General features: G+C 67.7%; 24 protein-coding genes, 2 pseudogenes and 1 riboswitch. Of the genes and pseudogenes, 11 read left to right on the top strand and 15 right to left on the bottom strand.

Going from position 1 to position 25,093, the window contains the following annotated elements; translation table 11 throughout:
- Positions 1-3: 3 nt before the first annotated feature.
- Genes ccsB through NVV57_06880 form a run of 6 tightly spaced genes read right to left on the bottom strand, consistent with a single transcriptional unit; the run spans position 4 to position 4,743 of the window.
- Positions 4-975, bottom strand: a complete 972-nt coding sequence (gene ccsB, locus NVV57_06905; protein ID MCR6712428.1) for a c-type cytochrome biogenesis protein CcsB — start codon at positions 973-975, stop codon at positions 4-6.
- Positions 972-2,573: a cytochrome c biogenesis protein ResB gene (locus NVV57_06900; protein MCR6712427.1), complete on the bottom strand. Its 1,602-nt coding sequence runs from the start codon at positions 2,571-2,573 to the stop codon at positions 972-974. The genes ccsB and NVV57_06900 overlap by 4 nt, the downstream gene beginning before the upstream one ends.
- Positions 2,573-3,304, bottom strand: coding sequence for a cytochrome c biogenesis protein CcdA (locus tag NVV57_06895; protein MCR6712426.1), 732 nt, complete (start codon positions 3,302-3,304; stop codon positions 2,573-2,575). Before NVV57_06895 ends, NVV57_06900 begins: the two co-directional genes overlap by 1 nt.
- Positions 3,301-3,852 carry a TlpA family protein disulfide reductase gene (locus NVV57_06890; GenBank protein ID MCR6712425.1) on the bottom strand — a complete coding sequence of 184 codons (552 nt, stop codon included), beginning with the start codon at positions 3,850-3,852 and terminating at the stop codon, positions 3,301-3,303. The genes NVV57_06895 and NVV57_06890 overlap by 4 nt, the downstream gene beginning before the upstream one ends.
- The gene (locus tag NVV57_06885; protein MCR6712424.1) at positions 3,849-4,487 is read right to left on the bottom strand and encodes a histidine phosphatase family protein; all 639 of its coding nucleotides are present in this window, start codon (positions 4,485-4,487) and stop codon (positions 3,849-3,851) included. Before NVV57_06885 ends, NVV57_06890 begins: the two co-directional genes overlap by 4 nt.
- A gap of 19 nt (positions 4,488-4,506) precedes the next feature.
- Positions 4,507-4,743, bottom strand: a complete 237-nt coding sequence (locus tag NVV57_06880; GenBank protein MCR6712423.1) for a glutaredoxin family protein — start codon at positions 4,741-4,743, stop codon at positions 4,507-4,509.
- 42 nt (positions 4,744-4,785) lie between these two features.
- On the opposite strand from NVV57_06880, the gene NVV57_06875 reads away from it, so the two are divergent.
- Positions 4,786-5,580: an HAD-IB family hydrolase gene (locus tag NVV57_06875; GenBank protein MCR6712422.1), complete on the top strand. Its 795-nt coding sequence runs from the start codon at positions 4,786-4,788 to the stop codon at positions 5,578-5,580.
- A gap of 216 nt (positions 5,581-5,796) precedes the next feature.
- Here NVV57_06875 and NVV57_06870 read toward each other — a convergent pair whose 3' ends face one another.
- Both NVV57_06870 and NVV57_06865 read right to left on the bottom strand, forming a co-directional pair.
- Positions 5,797-5,895, bottom strand: a complete 99-nt coding sequence (locus NVV57_06870) for an AURKAIP1/COX24 domain-containing protein (GenBank protein ID MCR6712421.1) — start codon at positions 5,893-5,895, stop codon at positions 5,797-5,799.
- Positions 5,896-5,957: 62 nt separating this feature from the next.
- Positions 5,958-6,196 (bottom strand): annotated as a pseudogene (locus tag NVV57_06865) (helix-turn-helix domain-containing protein).
- Between the two features lie 174 nt (positions 6,197-6,370).
- On the opposite strand from NVV57_06865, the gene NVV57_06860 reads away from it, so the two are divergent.
- Both NVV57_06860 and NVV57_06855 read left to right on the top strand, forming a co-directional pair.
- Complete coding sequence (locus NVV57_06860) at positions 6,371-7,744, top strand: TrkH family potassium uptake protein (protein MCR6712420.1); 1,374 nt, start codon at positions 6,371-6,373, stop codon at positions 7,742-7,744.
- Positions 7,737-8,402, top strand: coding sequence for a TrkA family potassium uptake protein (locus NVV57_06855; GenBank protein MCR6712419.1), 666 nt, complete (start codon positions 7,737-7,739; stop codon positions 8,400-8,402). The genes NVV57_06860 and NVV57_06855 overlap by 8 nt, the downstream gene beginning before the upstream one ends.
- Positions 8,403-8,414: 12 nt before the next feature.
- On the opposite strand, the gene NVV57_06850 is transcribed toward NVV57_06855, so the two are convergent.
- From NVV57_06850 to NVV57_06830, 5 genes are all read right to left on the bottom strand, one after another.
- Complete coding sequence (locus NVV57_06850) at positions 8,415-9,041, bottom strand: phosphoribosyltransferase family protein (protein ID MCR6712418.1); 627 nt, start codon at positions 9,039-9,041, stop codon at positions 8,415-8,417.
- Positions 9,042-9,079: 38 nt separating this feature from the next.
- Positions 9,080-10,429, bottom strand: coding sequence for an NADP-specific glutamate dehydrogenase (gene gdhA, locus NVV57_06845; protein ID MCR6712417.1), 1,350 nt, complete (start codon positions 10,427-10,429; stop codon positions 9,080-9,082).
- The gene (locus NVV57_06840; protein MCR6712416.1) at positions 10,426-10,830 is read right to left on the bottom strand and encodes a GreA/GreB family elongation factor; all 405 of its coding nucleotides are present in this window, start codon (positions 10,828-10,830) and stop codon (positions 10,426-10,428) included. The genes gdhA and NVV57_06840 overlap by 4 nt, the downstream gene beginning before the upstream one ends.
- A 219-nt stretch (positions 10,831-11,049) precedes the next feature.
- Entirely contained in the window at positions 11,050-13,359 is a 2,310-nt protein-coding gene (locus tag NVV57_06835; GenBank protein ID MCR6712415.1) for a glycosyl transferase, read from the bottom strand.
- A 136-nt stretch (positions 13,360-13,495) separates the two neighbouring features.
- A complete protein-coding gene (locus NVV57_06830; GenBank protein ID MCR6712414.1) occupies positions 13,496-14,647 on the bottom strand; it encodes a hypothetical protein in 1,152 nt (383 codons plus the stop codon).
- Positions 14,648-14,697: 50 nt separating this feature from the next.
- Between NVV57_06830 and dcd the strand changes: the two genes are divergently transcribed.
- Positions 14,698-15,273 (top strand): dCTP deaminase, encoded by a 576-nt coding sequence (gene dcd / locus NVV57_06825; protein ID MCR6712413.1) that lies wholly within the window; start codon positions 14,698-14,700, stop codon positions 15,271-15,273.
- Between the two features lie 59 nt (positions 15,274-15,332).
- Here the strand turns inward: dcd and NVV57_06820 are convergent, their stop codons facing one another.
- A complete protein-coding gene (locus NVV57_06820; protein ID MCR6712412.1) occupies positions 15,333-16,232 on the bottom strand; it encodes an endonuclease domain-containing protein in 900 nt (299 codons plus the stop codon).
- Positions 16,233-16,439: 207 nt separating this feature from the next.
- Between NVV57_06820 and NVV57_06815 the strand changes: the two genes are divergently transcribed.
- The 6 genes and pseudogenes from NVV57_06815 to NVV57_06790 all read left to right on the top strand — a co-directional run bounded on the left by NVV57_06815 (position 16,440) and on the right by NVV57_06790 (position 22,531).
- On the top strand, positions 16,440-16,745 hold the full coding sequence (locus NVV57_06815; protein ID MCR6712411.1) for an excalibur calcium-binding domain-containing protein: 306 nt from the start codon (positions 16,440-16,442) through the stop codon (positions 16,743-16,745).
- Positions 16,746-16,762: 17 nt separating this feature from the next.
- Positions 16,763-16,885, top strand: a riboswitch (TPP riboswitch).
- An 18-nt stretch (positions 16,886-16,903) separates the two neighbouring features.
- Positions 16,904-17,962 (top strand): thiamine ABC transporter substrate-binding protein, encoded by a 1,059-nt coding sequence (locus NVV57_06810; GenBank protein ID MCR6712410.1) that lies wholly within the window; start codon positions 16,904-16,906, stop codon positions 17,960-17,962.
- Positions 17,959-19,617: an iron ABC transporter permease gene (locus tag NVV57_06805; protein ID MCR6712409.1), complete on the top strand. Its 1,659-nt coding sequence runs from the start codon at positions 17,959-17,961 to the stop codon at positions 19,615-19,617. Before NVV57_06810 ends, NVV57_06805 begins: the two co-directional genes overlap by 4 nt.
- Complete coding sequence (locus NVV57_06800) at positions 19,614-20,258, top strand: ABC transporter ATP-binding protein (protein MCR6712408.1); 645 nt, start codon at positions 19,614-19,616, stop codon at positions 20,256-20,258. Before NVV57_06805 ends, NVV57_06800 begins: the two co-directional genes overlap by 4 nt.
- Positions 20,259-20,324: 66 nt before the next feature.
- A complete protein-coding gene (locus tag NVV57_06795; protein ID MCR6712407.1) occupies positions 20,325-20,939 on the top strand; it encodes a hypothetical protein in 615 nt (204 codons plus the stop codon).
- Positions 20,940-21,481: 542 nt separating this feature from the next.
- Positions 21,482-22,531 (top strand): annotated as a pseudogene (locus NVV57_06790) (hypothetical protein).
- Positions 22,532-23,449: 918 nt separating this feature from the next.
- Here the strand turns inward: NVV57_06790 and NVV57_06785 are convergent.
- A complete protein-coding gene (locus tag NVV57_06785; GenBank protein ID MCR6712406.1) occupies positions 23,450-23,923 on the bottom strand; it encodes a rhodanese-like domain-containing protein in 474 nt (157 codons plus the stop codon).
- Between the two features lie 214 nt (positions 23,924-24,137).
- Between NVV57_06785 and NVV57_06780 the strand changes: the two genes are divergently transcribed.
- On the top strand, positions 24,138-25,037 hold the full coding sequence (locus NVV57_06780) for a hypothetical protein (GenBank protein MCR6712405.1): 900 nt from the start codon (positions 24,138-24,140) through the stop codon (positions 25,035-25,037).
- Positions 25,038-25,093 lie beyond the last annotated feature (56 nt).

Genomic DNA, 25,093 nt, shown 5'->3' with positions numbered 1-25,093 from the left:
GCCCTACTGCCCCGGCGCATACGTGTGGAGACCCTGGAAGACGTAGTTGACCAGGGTGAAGTTGATGATGAGGCAGCCGAAGCCGACGAGAGCCAGGTACGCGCTCTTGCGGCCGGCCCAGCCTTGAGTGGTGCGCGCGTGCAGGTACGCGGCGTAGACCACCCAGATCACGAAGCTCCAGACCTCCTTGGGGTCCCAGCCCCAGTAGCGGCCCCAGGCGTGCTCGGCCCAGATGGCGCCGGCCATGACCGTGAAGGTCCACAGCACAAAGCCGACGGCGATGAGGCGGAACGCGAGCGCCTCGAGCACGTCCGCCTTGGGCACGGCCTCTAGGAAGCGGAGGGCACGGCCGCGCGACCACTGCGTGCGCGGGGTGCCGCTGTCGCGGTAGTCCTTGAGCAGCTGCAGCGACGTCACGATGAACGCGACCCCGAAGATGCCAGAGCAGATCGTCGCGATCGACACGTGGATGATGAGCCACATCGACTGCAGCGCGGGCGGCAGCGACTCCGGCTCTGCGTAGAGGACGGTCAGGCCGAGGCCCATCACGATGGTCGCGAGTCCCGTGATGCCGGCGCCAAGGAACGTCACGTCCCGCTTGCGCTGCACTCCAAGGAAGATCCCCACCGCCACCATGGAGCCGCTGATCGTGTACTCGTACATGTTGGACCACGGCACGTGGCCCGCCTCGATGCCCCTCGCGATCACGCCGATGACGTTGAGGACGAAGCCCACCAGGGTTGCCGACCGCGCGATGCCGAGCGCCTTCCTGGCGCGCTGGGGCAACTGCGCCGCGGTCAGGTCCTCCCCGCCCGACGCTGTCCCTGCCCCCGCTCCAACCGTCGCCAGCCGCTTCACCTGGACCCGCGCGTCTGCCTCCGCGGCAAGGCGGATCGAATACGCGACCATGGCCACGGCGTACAGGATCGTGGCGCCCCACAGGGCGGCGACGCTGAGCGCCTGCATGTCGATCATGCTTCCTCCTCCGTTGCCGCCGCCATGGCCCTGCGCAGTTCGGCCGCGGACTTTGCGGCATCGTGCGCGGGCGCGAGTACGGCGCCGGTGACAAGACTAACGGGCGCCTCGCCCTCCCCAACGGTCGCGATGACCCAGATGCGCCGCCGCGCGCCGAACAGGCTCAGCGAGAGCCCTAGGAGCGCGCACACGGCGAAGAACAGCAGGAACGGCAGCGACGGGTCCGCGCGGATATCGAAGGCCGCGTAGCGAGGGGTGTCGTTCCAGGTCAGCGATCCCAGGCCGTCGGGCAGCTCCACCGTCTCGCCGGGCTTGATCGCCATGACCGCCTGCTGGCCGTCGTCCCCGCGAACGGGGCTGAGGTGCGTCTCGTCGAGCTTGTAGACGTTCTGCGGCACGCCGTCGTCAAGCCCCAGGTCCCCGGTATACGCGGTGAACACGATGACGGGATTGGTGGGGTCGGGGTGAATGGACGCCCAGTCCGTGCCCTCGCCAACGGCGGTTGGGTAGAGCGTCGCCTTGATGCCCACCTGCTCGCCGCTCGTGACGTCCGGCACCTTCACCACGCCCGTCGACGTGTAGAAGGAGTCCTTGGGGATGAAGATCACGGGCCCGCTGTATGCGACGTTGCCGTCCGCATCGGTGAAGGTCAGGTCCGGCGCGTATCCGTTGCCCTGCAGGTAGATGTTCGCGCCGTTCACGCCGAGCGGGTGGTTGACCTTGATCACCTCCTGGCGCGGCTGCTGGCCGGGCTCCGTGAGGGTGACGTCGGCGGCGAAGCTCTCGGGCCGCCCGGAGAGCGAGAAGTCCGCGTGGAACTCGTCGAGTCGCAGGGTGAACGGCTCGAGCGAATCCTCGTTGAACAGCCTCCCCGAGCTGAACGTGTCATACGCGACCACCGAGTTGGTGAAGGTGTCGCCCTCCACGATGATCGCCTGGCCGCGATAGATGAACGCCGCGCCATACGCCACCGAGCACAGGATCCCGATGAGCGCCACGTGGAACACCAGGTTGCCCAGCTCGCGGATGTGGCCCTTCTCCGCCGCGAGCGCGGTCTGGGTTTGGCCCCGCTTCTCGCGCACGTCCACGCGCACCCGGTAGCCGGTGAAGGTCCCCCAGAAAGAAGGGTTCGGCCGCAGCTCCTTGGCGATGCGCCCGACGGCGTCGCCAGGTTCGCCCGTCGCCTCGCCCGAGGCGCGGGGCTCGTAGCGGTCCAGCCGGCTCGGCGCCGGCGTCACCGGGGCGCGCATGTCGCGGTAGTGCGCGATGCACCGCGGGATGATGCAACCGATGAGGCTAGCGAAGAGGAGCACGTAGATGGCCGTGAACCACGCAGAGCCATAGACGTCGAGGAAGCCCGCCTTTTCGAGGAACTGCCCCCACCAGCCGTTGTCGCGGACAAACTGGGCGGCCTTGACGGGCTCGCGCGGGGCCTGCGGGAGGATCGAGCCGGGAATCGCGCCGAGCGCGAGGAACAGCAGCAGGATGAGCGCAACGCGCATCGACGTGACCTGGCGCCACATCCACCGCAGCCAGCCTCGGAAGCCGAGGCGGGGCGCCTCCGGCAGCGCGTAGTTGTCGAGCTTGACGCGGGCCACTAGACGGCCGTCCAGAAGCCGTCGATCCAGCCCTGGAGGAGGTTCGTGAGCGAGCCCCACAGCCCCGTGACCAGCAGCACTCCGAGCACGATGAGCATCGCCCCGCCAAAGCGCATCAGCCCAAGGCGGTGGCGACGAAGCCAGCCAAGAACCTTCGACGAGTGCTCAATCCAGAACGCGAGCGCGAGAAACGGCAGCCCAAGCCCAAGGCAATACGCAACTGCCAACAGAATGCCCCTGGCCTGCGAGCTTTCGGTGAGGGCGAGCGCCAAAACTGCTGACAGCGTCGGGCCGATGCAGGGCGCCCAACCGAGCCCAAACGCGATGCCGAGCACGGGAGCGCCCCACAGCCCCGCGCGAGGCGAGACGTGCAGGCGGCGTTCCGCCTGGAGGAACGGAACGGCGCCCATGAACGCGAGGCCCATGAGGATCACGACCACGCCGAGGATGCGCGTGATGACGTCCAACTGGGCCTGCACCTGGGCTCCGAGCGCCGTGACGACAACGCTGAGCGCGATGAACACCGCGCTGAAGCCCGCGATGAACAGCAGCACCCCGAGCACGAGGCGCGGCCGCGAGCGCTTGGCGTCCGCACCGGCCATGCCGCTCACGTATCCCAGGTAGCCGGGGACGAGCGGCACCACGCACGGCGACGCGAAGCTCACGAGGCCCGCGAGGATGGCGATGGGGATGGCGAGCAGCAGCGAGCCGGTGAGGACGGTGCCGCTCACTGCTGCGCGTCCTCGATGAGGGACTTGAGGGTGGACGGGTCGGCCTCGCCGATGATCCGTGCGTAGAGCGTGCCGTCGGGGCGAAGCACGAGCGTGGTGGGGACGGCCGCGATCGAGACCTTGCCCTGCAGCTGGGCTATCGCCTTGCCGTCGCCGCCGTCGATGCTCGGATACTCCACGCCGAACGTGCGCTCAAAGGCGGCGACCGTTGCCGCGTCATCCTCGCGGTTGACGCCGACCACCTGGGTGTCGTCGCGCGCGTCCATCTCCACGAGCAGCGGCGCCTCAGAGCGGCACGGCGGGCACGTCGCGTACCACGTGTTGATGAGGACGACCTGGCCCTTGAAGTCGCTCGTGTCTACGGGATCGCCGGCGAAGGACGTGCCGGTGAGCGTGAGCGCGGTCCCGTCGTCGAAGATCGTCACGGTGCCGTCGCCGCTGACGTAGCCGGGCGAATCCACGGCGTCGCCGGGCGTGCAGCCGACGAGCCACAGCACAATCGCGAGGACAAGGGCGCCGCCGATGATCCAGCGGGCTATCGGTCTCACTCGGCTCCCCCGTGCTTCGGCACCTCGACGTGCGCGGCGGGAGTCGCGTAGAACATCGCGCCCACCTCGCCATCGGGAGAGACATCGAAACTCGTGACCGATGCCAGTCCGCACTCACGCGAGCGCGGGTCGTGCAGGAACCGGCGCTTCTCGAAGCTCATGCGCGCCACCCAGATGGGCAGCTGGTGGGAGACCATAACGGTGTCGTGGTCAGGCGTCGCGGCCGCGGCGTCACGGATAGCGGCCCACATGCGCGCCTCCTGCTCGCGGTAGGGCTCTCCCCAGGATGGCCGCGCAGGGTTTCGCAACAGCCACCAGTTGCGCGGGTGGATGAAGTCCTTGGGGCCCGACTGGACCTTGCCGCCCTCGTACGCATTCGCGGCCTCGATGAGCCGCTCGTCGGTGTCCACGGGCAGGCCGTACGCCTCGGCGATCGGCGCCGCCGTCTGCTGAGCCCTGAGCAGAGGCGACGCGACCACCCGGCCAACATCGGTGCCCTGCCGCACAAAGTGCTCGGCGACGGCGCGCGCCATGGCCTCGCCAGCGTCGGACAGGCGAAACTCCGGGAGGCGGCCGTACAGGATCTTGTCCGGATTATGGACGTGACCGTGACGCACCAGGTGAATCAAGGGCATGGCGCCTATTGTCCCCCGGCTACGCGAGTGCCTGGGCCAGTACCTGCGGGTCTATGCGCCAGAAGCCGACCGTCTGCCCGTCCACGGTCACCACGGGCACCTGCTCGCCAAAGCGCTCCCGGAGCTCCGGCGTCGCGTCCACGTCCACCAGCTGATAATCACTGCCCGACGCTTGGCAGGCGGCGGCTACCACCTCGAGGGCGTCGTCGCACAGATGGCAGCCGGCGCGGGTGTACATCGTCACACGGGCGCTCATGGCGTCAGGATACGGCGGAACCCCCTGGGTACCATGGGCCGCGTGAACTCCGTGGCGGAAGGTGGCACTCGCGTTGCCGCGTTCTTTGACGTGGACAACACGATCATTCGCGGCGCGAGCGCGTACCACCTCTCCCGCGGCCTCCGCGAGCACGGCTACCTGCGCAATCGCGAGATCTTCCGCTTCGCGTTCGAGCAGTTCAAGTACCACCTGTTCGGCGAGACCAAGCAGCAGATGGAGACCGTGACGCAGCAGGCGCCCAAGTTCTTCGCCGGGTGGAGCGCCGCCGAGATCATCGCGATCGGCGAGGAGGTGTGGGACACGGTGCTGACCCACCGCATCTTCCCTGGCACCAAGGCGCTCATCGAGTCGCACCTGGAGCGCGGGCACGAGGTGTGGCTCGTCACCGCCACGCCTCAGGAGATCGCGCACCTCATCGCGCGCCGAATGGGCGCGACTGGTGGCTTGGGGACCGTTGCCGAGACCCGCAACGGGTACTACACGGGGGTGCTCGAGCACGGGCTAATGCACGGGCCGCGCAAGGCGGAGGCGGTGCGCGAGCTTGCTGCCGAACGCGGGCTGGACCTCGCGAAGTCGTACGCGTATGGGGACTCGTCCAACGACGTGCCCATGCTCGAGGCGGTTGGTGTGCCCGGCGCGATCAACCCGGACGCGCGCATGCGGCGCATCGCCGCCGAGCGCAACTGGCCCATCCGCGAGTTCCGCAAGCGCCGCAAGAGCGGGCGCCGGGGCGTGGTGAAGGCGTCAATCACGGGGTCGGTGTGGGTGGTGCTCGCGATCGGCCGGGGCTGCCGCAAGGCGGTCTTCCGCCGCTAGCTCACCGCTGCCCCCGCGCCGCTGCCCGCGCGCCGAAGTGGAGCCTCAGTTCCGGCCCGGGCTCCGCAGTGCATTGCAGTGGAGTCTGAGTTCCAAGCGCCCGGTCGTGCCCGGAACGCATGCTCCACTGGCACCCGGCACCGCGAAACAGCCGGAACTCACGCTCCACCCCGCCGTGGCGTCGGGCATGAAAAAGCCCGCCGGAGCGGGCTTTGATCACTTCTTGTTGCGACGCTGGTGGCGCGTCTTGCGAAGAAGCTTGCGGTGCTTCTTCTTCGACATGCGCTTGCGGCGCTTCTTGATGACGGATCCCATGGAACCAACCTTGGAGCTAGAAACTTATGAGTCACAGTCCGTCGGACGTGACAGACAAGCAACTATCCTACCGTGCCCGAGCGGTGCTCGTCATCCTCGGTGATGAAGCCCCCGGCAAGCTCGGCCTGCTCCATGAAAGTTTCGACGGCCTGCTGCGGAACACGGAACGAGCGGCCGAAGCGCACCGCAGGCAGCTCGCCGGTGTGGATCCACCGGTACACGGTCATGCGAGAGCGCGCACCATATCCGCCACCTCCGCTACCGTGAGGAACGTGGTGCGATTTGCGCCGCTGTTCGCCATGTGTGTTGCTGCTCCCTCGCTAGACTTCACCGCTGATATCGGCCGTCTTGAGCCTCCACTGTAGGGGCAGAAGTGACGGTTGTGAACCCTGTGACACCTGCCGATAGTGATAACGGCGGCACTGCCGCACAGCGGGCTTGAGAGCGCCGCGATTACCGTGAGTCGAGGAGGGTGATGACCGCCACGCGGACCCTGCGAACGACCGTCGGCGAATGGGTCAATCGCGTCGCAATCGAGACGCCGGCGCGGCTCGCGCTCGGCGCATTCGCGCTCGTCATCCTCATCTTCACCACGCTGCTGAAGCTTCCCGCGGCGACAACCTCCGGCGACTCGGCGAGTTTCATCGACGCGCTGTTCACCGCCACGAGCGCGGTGTGTGTGACCGGCCTGGCCAATGTCGACATCGCGACCTTCTGGTCGCCGCTTGGGCTCGCGATCATCGCCACCGCGATCAAGGTTGGCGGGTTGGGCATCATGACGCTCGCATCGCTCGTGGGACTCGCGGTGTCCCGACGGCTCGGGCTGACCCAGCGGATCCTCGCGGCTGGCGAGGCGCGCGCGAGCGGGCTCGGCGACGTCAAGCGGCTGCTCGGCATCGTGGTGGTGGTCTCGACCGCGACGGAGCTGCTCATCGGCGCGATCCTGTTTCCGCGCTTCCTGACGCTGGGGTACGGCGGCTGGACCTCCGCCGGATACGCGGCGTTCTACGCCATCTCCTCATTCAACAACTGCGGCATGTCGCCGGACCCCGCCGGGCTTGGGCCGTACGCGACCGACATGTGGATGCTGCTGCCGATCGCGATGGGAGTGCTGCTCGGCGCGCTCGGCTTCCCCGTGTACTTCAACCTGCTGCGCGCATGGCGCACCCCCCGCAAGTGGACGCTCCACACCAAGCTGACGCTCAGCATGCTCGCTGTGCTGAGCGTCGTGTCCGCGTCGCTCCTGCTGCTGTTCGAGTGGGACAACCCGGGAACCCTGGGAGACGAGACAACGGGAGCGACCATCGGTAGCGTCCTCTTCCAGTCCATCAACCAGCGCTCCGGCGGCTTCTCCATCATCGACATCGGCAACGCGCACCAGCAGACGTGGCTGCTCGAGGACGTGCTGATGTTCATCGGCGGTGGCTCCGGCGGTACGGCCGGCGGCATCAGGGTGACCACCCTTGCCGTGCTGCTCCTCGCCATCTGGGCGGAGGCGCGCGGCCGAAGAGACATCGAGGCGTTCCACAAGCGCATCGGCACCGAAGTGCTGCGGCTCGCGGTCTCCGTTGCGCTCGTATCTCTGTTCATCGTCATCGTCGGCACCATCGTGTTCATGGCGGTCACGGGCATCGCCCTCGATCGCGCGCTCTATGAGGTGGTGTCCGCCTTCGCGACCTGCGGGCTGAGCACCGGCATCACCCCGGACCTCAACACCGCTGGGGACGTCACGCTCATCGTGCTCATGTACGTGGGGCGCGTGGGCTCCCTCACGGTGGTCGCCGCGCTAGCGTTGAACCGGCAGCGGACCGTCATCCGCTACCCAGCAGAAAGGCCCCTCGTTGGCTAAGAACGAATCCTCCTCGCGCGGCGTGCTCGTGATCGGGCTCGGCCGCTTCGGCTCCGCCGTCGCGGACACGCTCGACACGATGGACGTCGAGGTGCTCGGGGTCGACAAGGACGCACGGCTCGTGGAGCGCTGGTCCACGCGCATCCCCGTTGTCCAGGCGGACCTCACCGACCCCCTCGCGCTGGAGCAGATCGGCGCCCGCGAGTTCGCCACGGCGGTGGTGGGCATCGGCAATGAGCTCGAGGCCTCCGTGCTCATCACCGGCAACCTCGTGGACATCGGCGTCCCCGAGATATGGGCCAAGGCCATCTCAAATGAGCACGGGCGCATCCTTGAGCGCATCGGCGCCCACCACGTGGTCCTGCCCGAATCCGCCCTCGGTGTGCGCGTGGCCCACTCAGTGGGCGGCCGCATGCTCGACTACATCGAGGTCGAGGACGGCTTCACCATCGTGAAGATGCGAGCGCCCCTCGAGACCCACAACTTCACGCTCGGCAAGCTCAACCTGCCTGGCACTTATGGGGTGCAGGTCATCGGGGTGAAGAGCCCGGGCCATGCCTTCGAGTACGCGAGCGCCGAGACGATCGTGCGCCCGGACGACCTCCTCGTCGTCGCCGGAGAGGGCGAGCTCCTGGAGCGCTTCGCGCGGCGTCCCTAGAACAGCGGGCCCCTAGCGCGCAAGCGCCCTCATGACCTCCGCATCCGAGGTCTGAGCGAAGTCGTCGTAGAACGCGCCCACGGCTCCCATCCGCTCAGGCTCGAGCGCAGCGACAGCGGCGTCTGCGCCCACTACGTCAAGTCCTCCAAGCGGCGCCACCCCCACCGCCGCGATCACGGAGCTGGCACCGCGCGCCCTGCACACGGCGACCGCGGCCCGCATGGTGCCGCCCATCGCGATGCCGTCGTCGACGATCACCGCGATCCTGCCGGCCATCGGCTGAGGCAGGCGCCCGCCGGCATACGCGGCCACGCGCCGCTCGAGCTCCGCCCGCTCGCGCGCCGCCACGGCCTCGATCGCCTCCTGAGACAGGCCGACGCTCGCGACGGTCTCGCGGTCGAGCACGGTCACGCCGTCCTCGCCGATGGCCCCGAAACCGTACTCCTCGTGCCCGGGCACGCCGAGCTTTCGCACCACCAGCAGATCCAGCGGAAGCACGAGCGCATCAGCGAGTGCGCGCGCCACGATCGCGCCGCCGCGCGGAATGCCGAGAACGATCGCCTCGCCCCCGGCAAGCAGCGGCGCCACGAGGGGAGCGAGGCGCTCGCCCGCGTGCGCACGGTCGCGCAACCGGGCCACCCTTCCAGCGTAGGCCGCCCCTCTGCCCGACGCTGTGGCTAGATCACCCCAAAGGCGAGCATCGCGTCGGCCACCTTGGTGAAGCCCGTGATGTTGGCGCCCACCACGTAGTTGCCGGGGGCGCCGTACTCGTCCGCCGTCTCCGCGCAGCGCTCGTGGATGTCACGCATGATCACGTGCAGGCGCTCCTCCGTGTATGCGAAGTTCCACGAGTCGCGCGAGGCGTTCTGCTGCATCTCCAGCGCGGAGGTCGCGACGCCGCCTGCGTTTGCCGCCTTTCCAGGAGCGAAAGCCACGCCCGCGTCCTGAAAGCCGCGCACAGCGTCGGGCGTGCAGGGCATGTTTGCGCCCTCGGCGACGGCGACGACGCCGTTGCGAATGAGCGTTGCGGCGTCGGCGGCCGAGAGCTCGTTCTGCGTGGCGCACGGCAGCGCCACGTCGCACGGCACATCCCAGATGCTCCCGCCGGACACGAATCGTGAGGCTCCGCCGCGCTCGCTCGCGTACTCGGCGATGCGGCCGCGGCGCTGCTCCTTGATGTCCTTGATGAGGTACAGGTCGATGCCGTCCTCGTCCACCACGTAGCCGCTCGAGTCGGACATCGCGATGACGCGCCCGCCTAGCTGGTACACCTTCTCGGCGGCGTAGATCGCCACGTTGCCGGAGCCGGAGACCACCGCGTTCACCCCGTCGAACGACCTCCCCCGCCGCTTGAGCATCTCCTCGACGAAGAAGACGGTGCCGTATCCGGTGGCCTCGGTGCGCACCTGCGAGCCGCCCCACGTGAGGCCCTTGCCGGTGAGCACGCCCGATTCGTAGCGATTGGTGATGCGCTTGTACTGGCCAAAGAGGTAGCCGAGCTCACGCCCGCCAACGCCGATGTCACCAGCCGGCACGTCCGTGTATTCGCCGATGTGGCGGTAAAGCTCGGTCATGAAGGACTGGCAGAACCGCATCACCTCGGCGTCCGAGCGACCCTTGGGGTCGAAGTCCGCGCCGCCCTTGCCGCCGCCGATCGGCATGCCGGTCAGCGAGTTCTTGAAGATCTGCTCGAACCCGAGGAACTTGACGATGCCCAGGTAGACGCTGGGGTGAAAGCGCAGGCCGCCCTTGTACGGGCCGAGCGCCGAGTTGAACTCCACGCGGAACCCGCGATTGAGCTGCACCTGGCCGGCGTCGTCCACCCACGGCACGCGGAAGATGATCTGCCGCTCCGGCTCGCAGATGCGGCGGATGATCTCGGCGTCCGCGTAGTGCGGGTGCTTGGCGACGACGGGTCCCAGGCTCTCGAGCACCTCGCGCACCGCCTGGTGGAACTCGACCTCGCCAGGGTTGCGCTGCACCAGTTCGTCGAAGACGGGGGACAGGCGCTCGTGGAGTGACGTCATGAAGCCGGCACCGCCGCGATGATGGTGAGCTGGCGTGCGCCCTTCGGCGCCGTGATGACGGCCGTGTCGCCCACGTAGAGCCCGTCGATCGCGGCGCCAAGCGGCGACTCCGGCGAGTACACGGCAACGTCGAGCGACTCGTCGAGCTCGCGCAGCGCGCGCGTGCCGAACAGGAACTGGGTGGTTGAGCCATCATCCTCGAAGCGCACGGTGACGAGCATGCCCGGCTCCACGAGCCCGTCGTCCGGCTTGCTCGAAGCCTCGGCACCCTTGATCAGGGTGGACAGCTCGGCGACGCGCGCCCTCTGGGTGTCGTCGAGGTCGCGACCGCTCGTGAGGTCGGCGAGTTCGTCCCGCAGGCGCTGCAGCGCGGCGGGCGTGAGCCACAGGGAATCAGTCATGATGCGCTCCTTGCACAAAACCCCCGCAGTCGCGGGGGTGTCAGATGATGCTAGCCCAGCCACAGCGTCGGGCTGGAACCCGGCCCGACGCTGTGGCTGGTTACCGCTAGACCGTCGCCTCCACCTTCACAACAGAGCCCGCCGGCGCGTACGGCACGTGGTTGCCCTCGACGGCCACGCCGTCGACCGTGAGCGACGCCCGACCGCTTCCCGAGTTGGTCACGTGGATCTCGTACGTGGCCCCCGCACCTGGCGGCGCACGGTGAACTCGCCGACCTCGGCGCCGATGCACGGGTCAACGACAAGACCGTCGTAGTCGGGACGCACGCCGAGCAGGTACTGCGAGACGGTCACGAAGTTCCACGACGCGGTGCCGGTGAGCCACGAGTTCTTCGCCTCGCCGTGACGCTGCGCGTCCTTGCCCGCGATCATCTGCGCGTAGACGTAGGGCTCGAGGCGGTGAACCTCGGAGATCTCCTCGCGGTACGCGGGCGTGATCTGCTTGTAGTACTCCCACGCGTACTCGTTCCGGCCAACGATGGTCTCCGCGATGATGATCCACGGGTTGTTGTGGCAGAAGATGCCGGCATTCTCCTTGTACCCGGGCGGGTAGCTCGAGACCTCGCCCAGCTCCACGTGGTACTCGGTGAAGGCGGGGTTGAGCAGCACGATTCCGTGCGGGGTGTTGAGCCGCTCGCGCACGGAATCCAGCGCCTGGACGGCCTTGCCGTCCTCCACGCCGATGCCACCCATGATGCAGTAGCCCTGCGGCTCGATCCAGATCTTCGCCTCGGCGTTCTCCTCGCCGCCCACCACGTTGCCGTAGTAGTCGTACGCGCGGCGGAACCAGGCGCCATCCCAGCCGTGCTCGAGCACCACTTCGCGCATCTGCTGCACGGCGTACTCGGCGCGTTCCGCCTCACCGTCGTCGCCAAAGTGCCGAGCCATGGCGGCGTAATCGGGCCCGATGGCGCAGAACATCCCGGCGATGAACACAGACTCCGCGACCCCGCCCTGCTGGTTCTCGGTGGTCTGGAACGACTCCCCTGGGGTGGTGGAGAAGCAGTTGAGGTTGAGGCAGTCGTTCCAGTCCGCGCGCCCGATGAGCGGCAGCCCGTGAGGGCCCATGAACTTCAATGGGTGGTCGAACGAGCGCTTGAGGTGATCCATGAGGCTCGTGGAGCGGGATTCGTCGTTGTCGAAGGGGACGAGCTCCTTGAGGATGTCCCAGTCGCCGGTCTCCTTGACGTACGCGGCCACGCCCGCGATGAGCCACAGCGGGTCGTCGTTGAAGCCAGAGCCGATCGCGTTGTTCCCGCGCTTGGTGAGCGGCTGGTACTGGTGGTATGCGGAGCCGTCCTCGAACTGCGTGGACGCGATGTCGATGATGCGCTCGCGGGCACGCTCGGGGACCAGGTGCACAAAGCCGAGCAGGTCCTGGTTGGAGTCCCGGAAGCCCATGCCGCGGCCGATGCCCGTCTCGAAGTACGAGGCGGAGCGCGACATGTTGTAGGTCACCATGCACTGGTACTGGTTCCAGATGTTGACCATGCGGTTGAGCTTGTCGTCGCCGGATTCCACGGTGTACGAGCCCAGCAGGTTGTCCCAGTAGGCGTTGAGCTTCGCGAACTCGGCGTCGGTTGCCTCGTTCGTCGCGAAGCGGGCGAGCAGCTCGCGGGCCCCACTCTTGTTGACGACGCCAGGGGCCTCCCACTTCTCGTCCGCTGGGTTCTCGAGGTAGCCGAGCACGAACGTGAACTGCCTGGACTCGCCGGGAGCTAGGTCGACGGAAAGCTGGTGGGACGCGATGGGGTACCAGCCAGAGGCGACCGAGTTCGTGGCCTTGCCGGTGTGGGGCACCACGGCGTCGTCGAAGCCGTTGCCGTAGCCGAGGAACGAGTCGCGGTCGGTGTCGAAGCCCGCCACGGGCGCGTTCACGCCGTAGACCGCGTAGTGGTCGCGACGCTCGCGGTACTCGGTCTTGTGGTAGATCGCGCCGTCCTCGACCTCAACCTCGCCGATGTTGAGATTGCGCTGGTAGTTGGTCTGGTCGTCTTCCGCGTTCCACAGGCAGAACTCGATGAAGCTGAACAGCTGCAGGCTCTTGGCCGCACCCGAAGTGTTGGTCAGCGTGACCTGGTGGATCTCCGCATTCACGTCCACGGGCACGAACAGCAGCACGGACGCCTCAACACCGTTCCGCGATCCGGTGATGCGCGTGTAGCCCATGCCGTGGCGGGTCTCGAAGGAGTCCAGCTCCGTCTTGTACGGGCGGTACGAGGGGCTCCAGACGTCGCCCCCGTCGTTGATCGAGAAGTAGCGACCGCCGTCGTCGACGGGGATGTTGTTGTAGCGGTAGCGGGTGAGGCGGCGCATCTTCGCGTCGCGGTAGAAGCAGTAACCACCCCCCATGTGGGAGACGAGTCCAAAGAAGTCCTGGGCACCCAAGTAGTTGATCCATGGGTAGGGGGTGTGCGGCGTCGTGATGACGTATTCGCGCGCTTCGTCGTCGAAGTGACCGAACTGCATGACATCCCTTCCTAAGGATGAACGGGGGTGCAACTGGCCCAAGCGTAATGCGCGGCTCGAAACGTTGCGACCGCGTAACCGAAACGTTATGGAAGCGGGGAGGCCCGACGCTGTGGCGAGCGGGCGGCAGCGTCGCCTATGCGGTAGCGAGACTTGCGATGAAAGGCTCCAGCCAGTCCGTCTCCGGAAACTGCGACCTCGACTCGTCGAACACGTACACCTCAACCACCCCGCCGTGCGCATCTTCAAACGCGTAGAGCCGAGAGGCACTCCCGTCGTCGGAGTCGGGTGGGGTCGTCATCTCATCAACGACCAAGCCCGGGCCTCCCTCCGGCGAGTCGAACGTGCGCTCCCGCACGAGTCTCATCGTGAAGTCGTTGGGGCTCACGAGCTCTTCGCCTTCGGCGCTTGGAATGGTGCGAAGCTCGCGCAGATCCTTGAGCGTCATGTCCGCCAGGCGGTCCACGTACACGCTCATGGAGTCTCCATCGCGGTGTACGAGCCACTCTCCGAGCACGTCCCCATCCTCGGGACAAGCCCAATGATGCGCGTCGGTCCCATAGGAGTATTGGTACTCCCAGCCGTCTTGAGCGTCGGCGGTGATGGTTCCGCAATAGGAGACCCAGCGACCGTCTGCGGCGACGGGCGCTCCCGCGCGGTCGCCCAGCTGCAGCGGCCCGGAGATGGTCACCGTCTTGAGCGCATCGAGAATCGAGTGAGCGTTCGCCTCATCTCCCTCCGGGGTGTCGATCTCCACGTACATGTAGTAGGGCCCGTAAAGGATGTGCGCGACGTGCTCCGTGCGCCGCTCGTCGTTGAAGTCTCCGGTCACGCTCGCCCACGTGATGATGCCGCCGTCGTTTGTCTCTGCGTAACCCGAGTCTCCGCGCACGGGGTTCCCCAGTTCGTCCACCCAGTCTTGTGCGGACCGCTCCGTCAGTTCCGTGAGGTCAGCCTTGGGATCCAGTGCGTTCATCGACACCGTGACGTAGGGACCTTCTGTGGACAGGTCATCCGCCATGGTCCAGTACCCAGACAACACCGACGTGGGGAGCGACTCAAGGTACTCATCGGTCAGGTCGTTCCAGCCACGCGGCAGCTCAATCGTGTAGTCGAGCAACGCGCGAGACTGCTCCGCGGCTCGCCGTTGGTCGGCGGGCGGACTGAACGTGGGCTCGTCGGAGGGTGCGAACGGATCTCCGCCAATGGGAATGCATCCAACGAGCACGATCGACGCAGCAACGGCAAGCGCCGCCATACGCCCGAATGTCCTCAGCGACCCCGTCATGCGAGCAACGTAGCAGTGCTCGTGCCGCGCACACGCGGTAAGTTTGCCGCATGCTGCTCTCCGACCGCGATATCCGCGCCGAGATCGACGCGGGCCGCGTCGCCCTTGACCCGTACGACCCGGACATGATCCAGCCCTCGTCCATCGACGTGCGACTGGACAAGTTCTTCCGCGTCTTCGAGAACCACCGCTATGCCGCGATCGATCCGGCCGCCGAGCAGGCCGAGCTCACGCGGCTCGTGGATGTGGGCAGCGAGGGGCCGTTCGTGCTGCACCCTGGCGAGTTCGTGCTCGGCTCCACCTTTGAGTCGGTGACTCTGCCCGACGATATTGCGGCTCGTCTCGAAGGCAAGTCCTCGCTTGGTCGCCTTGGGCTCCTGACGCACTCCACCGCGGGGTTCATCGACCCTGGATTCGAGGGCAATGTGACGCTCGAACTCTCGAACACCGCCACGCTGCCCATCAACCTGTGGCCCGGCATGAAGATCGGGCAGCTGTGCTTCTTCCGGCTGTCCTCTCCGGCCGAGAACCCGTACGGCTCCGCGAAGTACGGATCTCGCTACCGCGGCCAGCGCGGGCCAACTGCGTCCAAGAGCTTTCAGAACTTCCACCGCACGGACGTGTAGGCCAACGGCCCTGTGAGTGGATGCTCGAGGACTGTTGGCCCATTTCCTCGCGAATCCGCTTACAGAACGGCGATGCGACTGCTCACCACGCGACGCACAACTGCGCGGCACCACTCCGGACGCTGCGTGAGGTCGGCGTGCGTGAACCGAAGGGTGAGGTAGCCGGCCGCGGCGAGTTCGATATCCCGCTTTCGGTCCCGCTCGCGTGCCTGCGGGCTGCCGTGATACTTCTGCCCGTCAAACTCGATCACCACGCGTGCGCGCCGGTGGAGCGCGTCGGCGCGTCGGAACGTGTCAGCGTCCTCGATCGGCGCCTGCCACTCGAGTTCTTTCCATTCGGACCCGGTGAACACCTGTGTGCGCGCTATCGCCTCCAGCGGCGACGTGGACCCGCCACGTACGGATTCGAGTAGTCGGCGCAGCGCGTCTCTACCCCGGACCCTCGGCATGCGGTCAAGCTCGCGCAACGCCGCGCGGGCGGATGACACACGCGCCCAAAGGGCTTCGTAAACGACGGTGTGCCGTGTGTCGTCGGTAGCGCTCTGCCAAGCGTCGATCAGCGCGCGTTCACCCGATACGGTCCGCACGCCTTGCGGCAACTGGCTAGTCAGGATCCTTGCCCGCTGCCACACCACCACGCCGTCGACCGCGGCGAGCCGCACACCATAAGGCACGACGACATGGGCGACGGTAGGGACCTGAAGTTGTGGGGCGATCAGATGCAGGGCAAGCGACCCTGTCACGTGAAGCAAGGGGTGCCACAGCGCCAACGCCAGACCCCGAACGCGCGGGTCACCTGCATGGGCGGAGTGGGCGATCACGCCGGGCACGAGGGAAACCGCAGCGCCGGAGCTGACCAAGGCGCGCGGCGCCCAGCTACCCCACCGCGAGTTGAGATGACCAAGACGGTGCGGCTCTCCACTGGCCTTGAGCCACTGCTCCAGTTCACGAGTCGACACCGCACAAGGCAATCGCATCGAACCCAATCTCCGCCGGGGTCTGTGCATAACTCTCCCCTGAGCGGATTCCCGAGGTTTGAGCGCCGATCACCGCGAAAGTCCACTCACACGGCACACCCAACGCATGTGAGGTTGGTCGCAATCCGTTGAGTACGACCAGCGAGACCGGTCATCCTTGACTCACAGAGTTCCTTTGAGGGGGTCACCATGTCCGCACGTCGTTCCATCCGCGCCACTGCCGTCGCCACGCTCGCCGGGTTTGTGATCGCCGGGTTCGGCGCCAGCCTCGCCTCGGCGACGCCCGCCCACGAACTTCTGCCAACGAAGTCCTACGCGAACTGCACCGCGCTGAAGAAGGTCTACCCGGGCGGCGTCGCGAAGAGCAAGTCCACCGTGAACAAGGTGAGCGGCAAGAAGCGCAACGGCCTCAAGAAGAACACCAAGGTGTCCGCGAGCATCTACGCGCAGAACTCGAAGCTCGATCGCGACAAAGACGGCTGGGCCTGCGAGTAGTCGCGCGCTAGGCTGGTCCCACACGACAGGGGAGCGCCTCCGGTCCGCAAGGAACCAAGAGCGCTGAGAGTGCGGACCAGCCGCAGACCCTCGAACCTGATCCGGCTCGCACCGGCGTAGGGAGTCGAGACTCGTCCCCTCCTTTTCAAGGAGGAACCATGCGCGCCTCGCGCATCGCAGTACCAGCAGCACTCGCCATCGCAACCCTCGCGGGCTGCAGCTCGACCGCACCGGCAACCACGGCGTCGGGCACCGCCGCACCGGCCGATACCGAAGTCACCGTGGTGACCCACGACAGCTTTGCAGTGCCCGACGATGTGGTGGCCTCATTCGAGAAGGAGACGGGGATTCACGTCACCTTCGTTGCCCCCGGCGATGCGGGAACGCTCACCAACAAACTGATCCTCACCAAGGACGCCCCACTCGGCGACGTCGCGTACGGAGTGGACAACACGTTCGCGGGTCGCGCACTTGGGGAGGGAGTGTTTGCGGACTACGCCTCGGGCGTGCCGGCAGCCGCCGATGCCAAGAAGTACGCGATCGAGGGCAGCGACGCGCTCACGGCGGTGGACTACTCGGACGTGTGCCTGAACTTTGACATCGGCTACTTCGAGGACCACAACCTCGCCGTGCCGCAGACCTTCGACGACCTCCTCAAGCCCGAGTACAAGGGCCTCGTCTCCGTCACCAATCCCGCGACCTCGAGCCCCGGCCTTGCCTTCCTCATGGCGACGATCGCCGCGAAGGGCGATGCCTGGCAGGACTATTGGGCGGCGCTCGCCAAGAACGACCTGCGCGTCACGGCCAGTTGGAGCGACACCTACTACACGGACTTCAGCGCGCCCAACTACGGCGGCGATTACCCGATCGTGCTCAGCTACGCCTCGTCCCCGCCCTTCGAGGTGATCGACGGCACGCCCACCACCGCGGCCCTGCTCGACACCTGCTTCCGCCAGGTCGAGTACGTTGGCGTGCTGAGCGGCGCCAAGCACCCCAAGGCGGCGCAGAAGGTCGTCGACTGGATGCTCAGCGACGACTTCCAGGCGTCGCTGCCGGAGAACATGTACGTCTACCCCGTCTCCAGCTCGGTGAGCGTGCCCGTGGACTGGAAGCAGTACGCGCCGCTCTCCCCCAACCCGTGGTCGCTCCCGGCCAGCGAGATCGACGCCAACCGCGAGCAGTGGATCAAGGACTGGACGGCGGTCGTCGTGAAGTGACCCAGCCAGCCCCGAGCCGCCTCCGCCACAGCTCGCGCCGCCACCTCGCGTGGGCGGCGGTCGTCGCCCTGCCCGTCGCATTCCTCGCGCTGTTCTTCGTGTGGCCGCTGCTCACGGTGCTGCACCGCGGGCTCGCGGGCACCGGCACGGGCGCCGCTTGGGAGGTGCTCACCTCGCCCGGGGTGCCCGACGCCATCGTCACCACCGCGGTCCTCGCGGCTTTGGGGACGGTTGGGTCGGTGGTGCTCGGCGTTCCGGCCGCGTGGGCTCTGTATCGGCTGAGGTGGCGCGGGCAAGTGGTCGCGAGGGCGATCGTCGCCGTGCCTTTCGTGCTGCCCACGGTCGTGGTGGCCGCGGCGTTCGGCGCGCTCTTCGCGCGCAACGGCCTGCTCGGCTTCACGAATCTCAACCAGTCAGCGGCCGCAATCGTGTGCGCGCTGGTGTTCTTCAACGTCTCGGTGGTTGTGCGTGTTGTGGGGAGCGCGTGGGCGTCGCTCGACCCTGGCACCCAGCTCGCCGCGCGCACTCTCGGCGCAAGCCGCGCGCGCGCCCTTCGCACGGTGACGCTTCCCGCCCTGGCGCCGGCTCTGGGCGCGGCCTCGGCGGTGGTGCTGCTGTTCTGCTCCACCTCGTTCGGGATCGTGCTGGTGCTTGGCGGCACTCGCGTGCGAACCATCGAGACCGAGATCTACTTCCAGGTGAACTCGTACCTGGACCTGCACGCTGCGGCGGTGCTTGCGGTCCTGCAGCTGATCTTCGTTGGCGCTGCGCTCGCGCTCGCATCGTGGGCCCGCCGGGGCCGCGATCGCGTCGCTAGTGGGCGCGAGCTCGACGGCTCGCGAGCGGCCGCCCGCACCGATGCGCCGTGGATCCTCACCGCCCTGACGGTGCTCGCAGCGCTCATCATCCTCCCAGGCATTTCCCTGGTTGAGCGGTCCCTACGCGTCGCGGGCGGAGGCCACTCCTTAGCGAACTATGCGGCGCTCGTGAACCCGCCGGCCCAGTCGGTCCTGCCCGTGAGCGTTGCCCAGGCCGCACTGAACTCCCTCGTGACGGCCGCGATCGCGGGCGCCATAGCGTCGGGCTTCACCGTGGCCGTCGCCGCCGCAACCGTGCGCGGTCCGCGATGGGCCCGCTGGCTTGATCCGGTGGCGATGGGGCCGCTCGGCGTGAGCGCCGTCGTCATCGGACTGGGGATGCTGCTCACGCTCAATCGCGAGGTTGCAGGGGTGGACCTGCGCACCTCGTGGTGGCTCGTGCCGCTCGCGCAGGCGCTCGTGGCGCTGCCGCTCGCGGCGCGCATCCTCGTGCCGGCCACGCGCGCCGTCGATCCGCGCCTGCGCGCGGCCGCTGCGAGCCTTGGCGCCCCTCCGTGGCGAGTGTGGCGCACCATCGACTGGCGGCTGCTGCGCGGGCCCATCGCCCTCGCGGCCGGGTTCGCGTTCGCGATCGCGATGGGCGAGTTCGGTGCCACCGCGTTCGTCGCTCGCCCTGACCGCCCGACGCTGCCGCTGGCTATTGCGCGCCTGTTGAGCAGGCCGGGGGCCCAGAATGTCGGCATGGGTTTCGCCGCCGCGGTTCTGCTTGCCGTGGTCACAGCCGCGGCAATGCTCGCGACCGAGCGACTCCGGACTCGCGTGAGGGCAGACGTGTGACGGGGCTGCAGGTGCGCGAGCTCACCGTCGTCTATCCCGGCAGACCCCCGGTCACGGCGGTCGACTCGGTCAGCCTTGAGGTGGGCAAGGGGGAGGTCGTCGCCTTGCTCGGCCCGTCCGGGTGCGGCAAGTCCTCACTGCTTGGCGCGATCGTGGGGGTGGTGGAACCGGCTCGCGGCTCGATCGCCTTCGACGCCGAGGACGTCACCCACGCGCCCATCCACGAGCGAGGATTTGGGCTCGTGTTCCAGGATGGCCAGCTCTTCCCCCACCTGAGCGTCGCGGGCAACATCGCCTATGGGCTCCACAAGCAGCCGCGCGCGGAACGAGAGGCCCGGGTGGCCGAGCTGCTGACGCTCGTGGGCCTCGACGGGCTCGGCGGGCGGAAGGTAACGGAACTGAGCGGCGGTCAACGACAGCGCGTGGCACTCGCCCGCTCCCTCGCTCCCAGGCCGCGACTGCTGTGCCTCGACGAGCCGCTCAGCTCACTCGACGCCGAACTTCGCGCGCGCCTAGCCGACGATCTGCGCGAGGTCCTTGCAGCGTCGGGCATCACGGCGCTCATGGTGACGCACGATCCCGCGGAGGCGGAGCGCGTCGCGGGGCGGGTGGTGAGGATGGCCAACGGGCGCATCGAGTAGCCGCACGGCATGCCGCGCAGGAGCGAGGCCGCGCAGCACCTACCCTGCACTCCAGGAGGTGCCACAGTGCTCCGCAAGACCATCGCCGTAACCATCGTCTCCGCCGCTCTGCTCACGGGCTGCCACAGCTCGCCCGAGCCGACGCCGTCGGCCAGCGAGACCGCGACCCAACAGTCTCCCTCAGCTTCGGCGACGCCCACGCCTACGGCCGTTGAGACTCCCGCCGCATCGCCGTCGCCCTCTGTCACGCCCACGCCCCAGTGGACGGTTCCTGCGGACTGGACGCCGATCGACCCCTCGGAGGCCGGCGTTGACCCCACGTCCGTCACGGCGGTGCTCGGCGCGTGGCAGTTGGACGACGGCGCGGTCGCCTCCGTGATCGTGATCCCCAATGATGCGGGAACCACCGATCCCGCGAAGTACTTCAAGGCGACGCTCGCCGACTTCGCGAACGCTGACGATCTCAAAGTGACCCAGAAGGCGCGAAAGACCGACGCGGGCGAGCCGGCGCTCGTCGTCACCGCGACCCCCACGGAGGACAACGGTGGGGATGCGCAGCAGTTCATCATCGTGCTGCGGAACGACGAGGTGACGTGGGCGACGGTCAGCGACTCCCCTGGCGCGCTCGCGGATTCCGCCGGCGAAATGTGGGAGCTGATGCGCACCCTTCCCGCCGCGTAAGGGCTGTGGAATGGGCCACACGCGCTCATGTATCCGGACCAAGTGCCGATAACGTACGAGACCAAGCCCTCAACAGACCTGGTGGTGTCATGCGTCCGGAGAGCCGCTCACGCGTCTTTCGTCTCACCTCGCGCGCCGCGGCGCTGCTCATCGCGGCCCTCACGGCAGTGGTGTTGGTGCCGGCAGCTAGCCAGGCGGCGGACTCCAGTGACTTCAATCCGGGCTTCCTGATCTCCGATGAGGACTTCTTCAACTCGAAGGCCCTGACGGCGGCGCAGACCGACTCGTTCATCCGCGGCATCAACGCCGGTTGCCTCGCTGGCCGGGTGTGCCTCGAGAACTACAAGGAGACCATCAAGGCGAAGGCGTCGAACTCGCGCTGCGCGGCGGTCACCGCCGCCAGCAATCAGACGGCCGGCCAGATCATCGCCAAGGTGGCCGTTGCGTGCGGCATCAGCCCCAAAGCTATCCTGGTGATCCTGCAGAAGGAGCAGTCGCTCGTCACCGCGACCGCGCCCAGCTCCACCGCCTTCCAGGCGTCGATGGGCGCCGGGTGCCCTGACACCGCTCCGTGCGACGGCAAGTACGCAGGCTTCTACGAGAACGTGTACTACGGCGCGTACCTGCTCAAGGGCTACACGATCCCCGGAAGCTCCAACTACAGCCGGTACGCGGCGGGCACCAAGGCATCCATCGCCTACAGCCCCAAGTCGTACGGCAGCTCGCCGACGTGCGGCTTCAAGTCCGTCACCGTGCTCAACCAGGCCACGCACGCGCTGTACGTCTACACGCCGTACACCCCCAACGCGGCTGCGCTCAAGAACCTTTACGGAACCGGGGACTCCTGCTCCGCGTACGGCAACCGCAACTTCTGGCGCCTGTGGACCGACTGGTTCGGGCCCACCGGCTCCGAGGGCACCATTGCGATCGCGCAGGTCTACGCCGACTTGGGCGGGACCGGCTCGTACCTCGGTGCGGTTGACGGCGCTCCCGTGCGCGTGGAGGACGCCGGCGGCGGCATCATCCAGACCTACGCCGGCGGCCAAATCGTGTGGAACCAGAAGTACGGCGCGCACGCGATGTCGGGGGCCTTCGCCACCAAGTGGGCCGCGCTTGGCGGGGCCGCGAAGATCGGCTGGCCGCGCGATGACATCACAGTCGTCACGAACTCGAACGGCACAGGCAAGTACCAGACCTACAGCAACGCCCAGATCGTGTGGGTGCAGAGCAAGGGCACGTTCCGTGTCTATGGCGCCTACCTGAAGGCCGTGCAGAAGGCCGGAGGTTACGACGGCTACGTCGGCTGGCCGCTCGGCGACGTCTCCGGAAACAATCAGCAGTTCCAGGGCGGATGGGTGTTCTACAACGCCGCCGACGCCACCTCCGGGGTAGTCGAGAACGACATCGCAGCGTCGTACGTGGCTCTCGGCGGCCCCGCCCGTTGGGGCAGCGCCACGGCGCGCGGCGCGAGTTCGACCGCGGCCGGCGGCGGCATCTACCAGGACTTCTCCGGCGGCCGGATCGTCGTGAGCGCCAACCACGGGGCACGCGCCATCTACGGCGGCTACCTCACGACGTGGAAGGCCAACGGCGGCCCGGACGGCGTGCTCGGCTGGCCCATCGCTAACTCTTTCACCGACCCCGCCTCCGGCTACCCCGCCCAGAAGTTCGACGGCGGCACCATCTACAACGCCTCCAAAGCCAAGGGCTACGTCGGCGCAGCGTTCGCGGCAACTGTCGCCAAGGCCGGCGGCGTGACGGGAAAGTACGGCTTCCCCTCCACTGGCGTCCGCACCACGGCCACGGGCTCCGGCCAGGACTTCAAGGGCTGGACCCTCGCCTCGACGAGCTCGGGCGTGAGGTCACTGCATGGCTCTGTCCGCACCGCCTGGTTGGGCTACAAGGGCGAGAAGGGCGTGCTCGGCTGGCCCATCGGCTCCGCCACTGTTGTCGCTGGGGGTGACCTCGCAGCCGTTCGAGAACGGCACGATCTACGTCAAGGGCTCCAAGAAGACGTACGTGGGCACCCACTTTGTTGCGGCGCTGCAGGCCGCAGGCGGGGTCACAGGCAGGTACGGCTGGCCCACGAGCGGCGTGATGACGAGCACGGCCAACGGCGGCGGCGAGGTGCAGAAGTTCGGCACCATCGTTCTCACCTGGCGCGCCACGGGTGGCACAAAGTCCGTCTATGGGCCGCTCGTCACTCCGTGGTACGCCTACAAGGCTTACAGCGGCCCGCTCGGCTGGCCCACGAGCGGTCAGCTCGTCGACGCCAAGTCCGGCGCGCGCTATCAGGACTTCCAAGGCGGCCGCCTCTACGTGCTCGGCACCAAGCACGGCTACGTCGCCACGGGCCTCGTGAGCGAGTATTCGACCGCCGGCGGCCCCTCGGGAACGTGGGGCTGGCCCAAGGCGGCGCCCAAGACGGCCGACGGCGTGGTCACCCAGGTGTTCGACAAGGGCACCGCGACGTTCGACGGCACCACGGTCACCTTCACCAAGAAGTAGCGTCAGCAGTCGCAGGCGATGCGCTGGCCCGCCGCTGGGAGTGGCGAAGTAAGTGCGTCGACGGCTCGCGTCGCGTCCACCGTGACGCGGGCGCCGCTCGCGTCGGTGACGACCTTGTCCACCGGCAGGCCCTCGCGCGCCCAGTACTCGAAGCCACCGATCATCTCCTTCACGGCGTAGCCGAGCTCGCTGATGATGAGCCCCGCCCACGTGGCGCCGTTGCAGCCGGGTCCCCAGCAGTACACGACGAACTGCGTGTCTGCGGCGTACTCCGCGGGGATCCTGGAGGGCATATCCGGCTTGGGAATGTGCACCGCTCCGCGCGCGTGGCCCTGCTCCCACGCCTCGAGGTTGCGCGTGTCGACGAGCACGAACCCCGCCTCTCGCGCCTCAAGTGCGGCGTGCGCATCGCTCACGTCCGTTTCGAAGGCGAGACGGGCGCGAAAGTGGGCTGCAGCGTCGGCTGGGCTTGTCATATGCCCGACGCTACGCGGAGTCTCGCAGGCCAGTCCAGCCTCCACTGGCCGCCTTCTGCAAGGCGCTAGTGTCAGAGACGATCGGGAGGAGAGCCATGGCAGACACCCCAACGGGCGGCGACGTGCCGCCCGGCGCACCCCAGGGCGGTGCGAACGAGTGGGCCCCCGGCGCGGCTCCCCAATTCCCTGACCTCGAGGAGACTCCCCGGAGCCGGTGGCCCCCAAGGCCATCCCTCAACCCGGCGGACCGGACATGATTCAGGTTCCGCGGTTCGACCCTGAGACCGGTGAGGTGCAGCCGCCCGCGGCCCCCGTTGCCGCGGCCCCAGCTGCCCCCGTGCCAAGCGTGGCTCCGCCCGTTGCGCCGGCTGCTCCGCCGCCCGCCTACGCGCAGTACCCGCCGCCCGCCTATCAGCCGCCGCTCGCCTACGCGCCTCCGGTCGCGCAGAAGCGCAAGGGACTCCCCTGGTGGGGCTGGCTCATCATCGGCGGCGCGACTCTGTTCGTCGTCGTGGTCGCGGTGGGCGTGCTCACCGTCTTCTCGCAACTCAACAAGGGCCACAGCCCGGACTACACGGGAGCGCCCGTCACGCCTACCGAGCAGGGCCAGACCACGCAGCTCAACGGGATCACGGTGGTCTCCGACTCGGGTGCCGTCGCGTACGTTGTGCCGGACGAGTGGGTGAATGCGGGCGACTACATGGACCTTTCCGCGATGGAGGCGCCGCTCCAGGACGGGCAAGACATCGTCGGAACCTATTTCACGGGCGATCCCTCCACCGTCACGCCTCAGCTGGTCGTGGTGCTTGAAAGCTCACCCGGCCCGTCCAACTGGGGCACGTTCGACAACCAGATGGACGAATACCTCAAGGGCTTCGCAGCCTCGGCGGGGTCGATCAGCGAGGCCACGAGGGTGCCCGTCACGACGGCGAACGGCCTTGAGGGGCTCCAGGGCGACTTCAGCGCGTCTTACGACGCCGGGGACGCGCTTGTCCGCGCCACGATCCTCGGCAACGGAAACCGCCTCGTGTTTGTCCAGTGGATCTCGTATGAGGGGCCCATCGACGAAGCGGCGTACACCGCCCTCCTGGACACGGTTCGCGTCGACAATTAGGCTCGGATTCAGAACTTGAGCCAGGTCCACTCAAGTTTTTCCTCCCGGGGCTTGAC

This window comes from Demequina sp., from assembly GCA_024707205.1.
In the GTDB taxonomy this organism is placed as follows: domain Bacteria; phylum Actinomycetota; class Actinomycetes; order Actinomycetales; family Demequinaceae; genus Demequina.
This window is presented reverse-complemented; position numbering and strand designations above follow the sequence as displayed.

Bases quoted from the DNA above. Each gene is read 5' to 3' on its own strand.
- NVV57_06840 (MCR6712416.1), bottom strand. From the start codon at position 10,830: ATGACTGATTCCCTGTGGCTCACGCCCGCCGCGCTGCAGCGCCTGCGG.
- NVV57_06810 (MCR6712410.1), top strand. From the start codon at position 16,904: ATGCGCGCCTCGCGCATCGCAGTACCAGCAGCACTCGCCATCGCAACC.
- NVV57_06880 (MCR6712423.1), bottom strand. From the start codon at position 4,743: ATGAGCGCCCGTGTGACGATGTACACCCGCGCCGGCTGCCATCTGTGC.
- NVV57_06885 (MCR6712424.1), bottom strand. From the start codon at position 4,487: ATGCCCTTGATTCACCTGGTGCGTCACGGTCACGTCCATAATCCGGAC.
- NVV57_06815 (MCR6712411.1), top strand. From the start codon at position 16,440: ATGTCCGCACGTCGTTCCATCCGCGCCACTGCCGTCGCCACGCTCGCC.
- NVV57_06830 (MCR6712414.1), bottom strand. From the start codon at position 14,647: ATGACGGGGTCGCTGAGGACATTCGGGCGTATGGCGGCGCTTGCCGTT.
- ccsB (MCR6712428.1), bottom strand. From the start codon at position 975: ATGATCGACATGCAGGCGCTCAGCGTCGCCGCCCTGTGGGGCGCCACG.
- dcd (MCR6712413.1), top strand. From the start codon at position 14,698: ATGCTGCTCTCCGACCGCGATATCCGCGCCGAGATCGACGCGGGCCGC.
- NVV57_06835 (MCR6712415.1), bottom strand. From the start codon at position 13,359: ATGCAGTTCGGTCACTTCGACGACGAAGCGCGCGAATACGTCATCACG.
- NVV57_06860 (MCR6712420.1), top strand. From the start codon at position 6,371: ATGACCGCCACGCGGACCCTGCGAACGACCGTCGGCGAATGGGTCAAT.
- gdhA (MCR6712417.1), bottom strand. From the start codon at position 10,429: ATGACGTCACTCCACGAGCGCCTGTCCCCCGTCTTCGACGAACTGGTG.
- NVV57_06870 (MCR6712421.1), bottom strand. From the start codon at position 5,895: ATGGGATCCGTCATCAAGAAGCGCCGCAAGCGCATGTCGAAGAAGAAG.
- NVV57_06785 (MCR6712406.1), bottom strand. From the start codon at position 23,923: ATGACAAGCCCAGCCGACGCTGCAGCCCACTTTCGCGCCCGTCTCGCC.